We start from the raw sequence: 2911 nt of genomic DNA on the forward strand, positions 1-2911 counted from the left end.
CCCCACCCCCGCCCGGCCGCCGGGGGAATCCCCTGGAAATGCCAGGGGTTACTGAACGCGTGTCCAGACCTCCGAACGGAGCGGGACCTGGCGACCCGGGGCGTGAACCGGGCATGTCAGACCCCTCCCGTAGAAATGATCGCGTGAGCCACTCGACCCCGCCATCGTCTCCGTCGCGAGTCCTGGAGCAGCGCAATCTCCTGGGAGGCCTGGACCTCCTGCCCGTGATGGGCGGGGGCAGCCGCAAGCGCGCGCGTCAGTTCCACGTGCCGTCGGAGCGCAAGCTGGGGTTCGCCGCCGCGCTGGCGCTGGTGGTGGAGCACGGCAAGGAGAAGGCCAAGGAGACGGGCACCACGTCCATGACGCGCTGCCCGCGCTGCGGCCACGTGGGCCCCACGGAGCAGGACTTCGGCTTCCGCATCATGAGCCGGGGCCAGCGCCGCCCGCAGTCCTGGTGCCGGGGCTGCCGGGGCCAGCACCTGGAGCCGGTGAACGCCTCCCAGCCCCGCCCCGAGGACGGCTGGCTGTTCCCGCCGGAGCCCACGCAGAAGCAGAAGGCCAAGGCGTCCAAGCCTGGCAAGCCCAAGGCGAAGAAGCGCGCCCGCCGCGCCAACGAAGACCTCACCTGAGCGCCGCTGGCGCGCCGGCCGCATTCCCTCGCTCACAGGGTGCAGCCCGCGCGCCCGCTGTCATCCCGCGCCACCGGGCGCCCGCGTCCCGCATGCTCCCGGAGCGGCCCCTGTCCCGCCCGTCGCCAGGGATGGCAATGCCCCGTGGGGGTCCCTACCTCAGGTCCAAAGGAGGACTTCATGTCCGTTCGGACCCGAGTGGCAGGCATCAAGAACCGACGACGTGTGGACGCCCATGCGGCCCAGGCCAGTGTGCAGGCCAGCAATGGGAAGAAGACCCTGCCTCATGACGAGGCGTTGGCGAAGATGATGGAGAAGGCCCTGAAGCGCGTGACGCTGGGCCCCGCCGCGGCCGACCACGGCCCAAGGCGCAACAACCGGGGCACGGGGCTCCGGGGACGCAAGAAGGCGCCCAGCCAGATTCACGTGAAGCGCGCGGGCGGCCCGCGCGACCGCTCCCGGCTGCACGGGGGCTGAGCTGGAATGACGACGCCCCGCGTGGGAGACGGATGCACCGTCTTCCACCGCGGGGCGCGGTGCGTCCGGAGTGCTTCAGCGCCGGTCAGTAACCGACGTAGCCGCTGCCGCTGCTCAGGCCCTTGATGCCGGGGACGTCGGACACGGAGCCGTAGCGGGCGATGGAGTAGCGGACGCCGGCGATGATGTTGTCCACCGGGTTGCGGATGTTGTCGTGGCCCGGGAGCTTGTACGAGTCGAACGTCGGCTGGATGGTCTGCATCAGGCCGATGGAGGGCGTGCCCTTCTGGGCGTTGGAGTCCCAGAGGTTGATGGCGTTGGGGTTCCCGCTGGACTCGTGCTGGATGATCTTCGCGATGTCCTGGGGGTTCATCTTGTCCGCCGGGACGCCGTTGGCCTTGAGGATGTCCATGGCCTGCTTGATCCAGTCACCCACCTGGCCCGGGGGCACGTCGCCCACGGCCTGCGCGCCCTGCGTCTGCTGCGCTCCGCCCGTCAGGTCCGGACCCTTCGCGGCGCCCTGCGCCTGGAACTCATCCTTGCTGCCCGGGATGTTGAGGGTCGCATCCGCGTAGATGAGGTCCTTGTTGGTGATGTTCGGGTTCGCCTTCACCAGCGAATCCACGTCCGTGTTGAAGCGCTTGGCCAGCGCGCTCAGCGTGTCGCCCGACTTGATCTTGTAGTCCATGGGGGAGGAGGACCTTTCAGATGCCGAATACGTCTGTGCCTGATTCTCGGAGTTTGATTCGCGGAGTTGCGCCTACATTTACGGTTCTGTAGGCGCTTTCACGCGAAGTCCGCGGCGGGGATGTCGCCAGAGGAGGCCCAGCAGGACGGCGAGTGTAGTGCCTGGCCCTCCGGGGCCGCCGCCGCAGCCGCAGCTGGCGTCGGGCGGGTCCATCCCGGGTGTCGTCGGGTCGACGGTCGCCTCGCATGGGGTGAAGCAGCGGCAGGCGTCGTCGCCGTCCACCTCCAGCCGGGCGCACACGCCCTGGGTACCGCAGGCGGCGTCCTCCGTACAGGCCGCGCCGTAGGTCCCGGCCTGGAGCGCGGGCAGGAGGCACCGGGCGGGGGCGCCCCCGGCGCTGACGCACAGCAGGCCGGAGGGGCAGTCCGCGTCGCCGTCGCAGGGCGCTTCACAGAGGGCGTCCAGGGGGAGCGGCGGGGGCGGGCGCGGGGGTGGGGGTTCGGCGAGGAAGGGGCGGAGGAAGTCCCCCAGCGCGTCCACCCGCACCTGGACCGCCTCCGTGCGGCAGGCCACGTCACCGCTGACAGTGAGCCCCTGGAGCACCTCGTTCCCGGGGGGGCCACCCAGTACCGGGCCTCCGCTGTCCCCCACGCAGGTCATGGCCGGGGCGGGGCCGGCCTGGAAGGCGCCGCTGGTGACGCCCGTCACCTGGAGCACGCCCTGGCGCCGCCGGCCCGCGAGCCGGTCGGGGTCCTTCGTGTCGCCGTAGCCCACCGCTCGCACGGGGTCCCCCGGCGCCACCGGCACGTCGCCCGCGCCGGGGAGCCGGTAGGGGGAAACGTCCGTCACGGGCACCGCCAGCCGCAGGAGCGCGGCGTCCCAGGCGTGCGTGGCCGGGACGTAGTCCGGGTGCGTTACCGCCCGGGTCACCCTGATGAACCGGCCTCCGGGGCCGGGCTCCGGGAGCAGCGTGGGGCCCAGGAAGACCTCGTAGGGGCCCGCCTCTCCGAAGACGGCCAGGCAGTGCGCCGCCGTCAGGACGACCTCCGGCGCGATGAGAGCCCCCGAGCACAGGAGCACCGGCGCCTCCCCCCCACAGCGCGTGCGGCGGGCCACC

At 71.9% G+C, this 2911-nt stretch carries 4 protein-coding genes; 2 read left to right on the plus strand and 2 right to left on the minus strand.

The window, feature by feature from the left end; all coding sequences use genetic code 11:
• Window positions 1–143 precede the first annotated feature (143 nt).
• Window positions 144–629 carry a hypothetical protein gene (locus tag D7X96_RS38755; RefSeq protein WP_370450231.1) on the plus strand — a complete coding sequence of 162 codons (486 nt, stop codon included), beginning with the start codon at window positions 144–146 and terminating at the stop codon, window positions 627–629.
• 180 nt (window positions 630–809) lie between these two features.
• The gene (locus D7X96_RS38760; RefSeq protein WP_120553195.1) at window positions 810–1106 is read left to right on the plus strand and encodes a hypothetical protein; all 297 of its coding nucleotides are present in this window, start codon (window positions 810–812) and stop codon (window positions 1104–1106) included.
• Window positions 1107–1191: 85 nt separating this feature from the next.
• Here the strand turns inward: D7X96_RS38760 and D7X96_RS41330 are convergent, their stop codons facing one another.
• Window positions 1192–1794 carry a transglycosylase SLT domain-containing protein gene (locus D7X96_RS41330; protein WP_120553194.1) on the minus strand — a complete coding sequence of 201 codons (603 nt, stop codon included), beginning with the start codon at window positions 1792–1794 and terminating at the stop codon, window positions 1192–1194.
• A gap of 78 nt (window positions 1795–1872) precedes the next feature.
• Window positions 1873–2910, minus strand: a complete 1038-nt coding sequence (locus D7X96_RS38770; protein WP_244219879.1) for a S1 family peptidase — start codon at window positions 2908–2910, stop codon at window positions 1873–1875.
• Window position 2911: the final 1 nt, after the last annotated feature.

Source organism: Corallococcus interemptor (assembly GCF_003668875.1).
In the GTDB taxonomy this organism is placed as follows: domain Bacteria; phylum Myxococcota; class Myxococcia; order Myxococcales; family Myxococcaceae; genus Corallococcus; species Corallococcus interemptor.

What these genes read in the sequence shown, in the direction of transcription:
- D7X96_RS38760 (WP_120553195.1), top strand. Translation starts at nt 810, where the DNA reads ATGTCCGTTCGGACCCGAGTGGCAGGCATCAAGAACCGACGACGTGTG.
- D7X96_RS41330 (WP_120553194.1), bottom strand. Translation starts at nt 1,794, where the DNA reads ATGGACTACAAGATCAAGTCGGGCGACACGCTGAGCGCGCTGGCCAAG.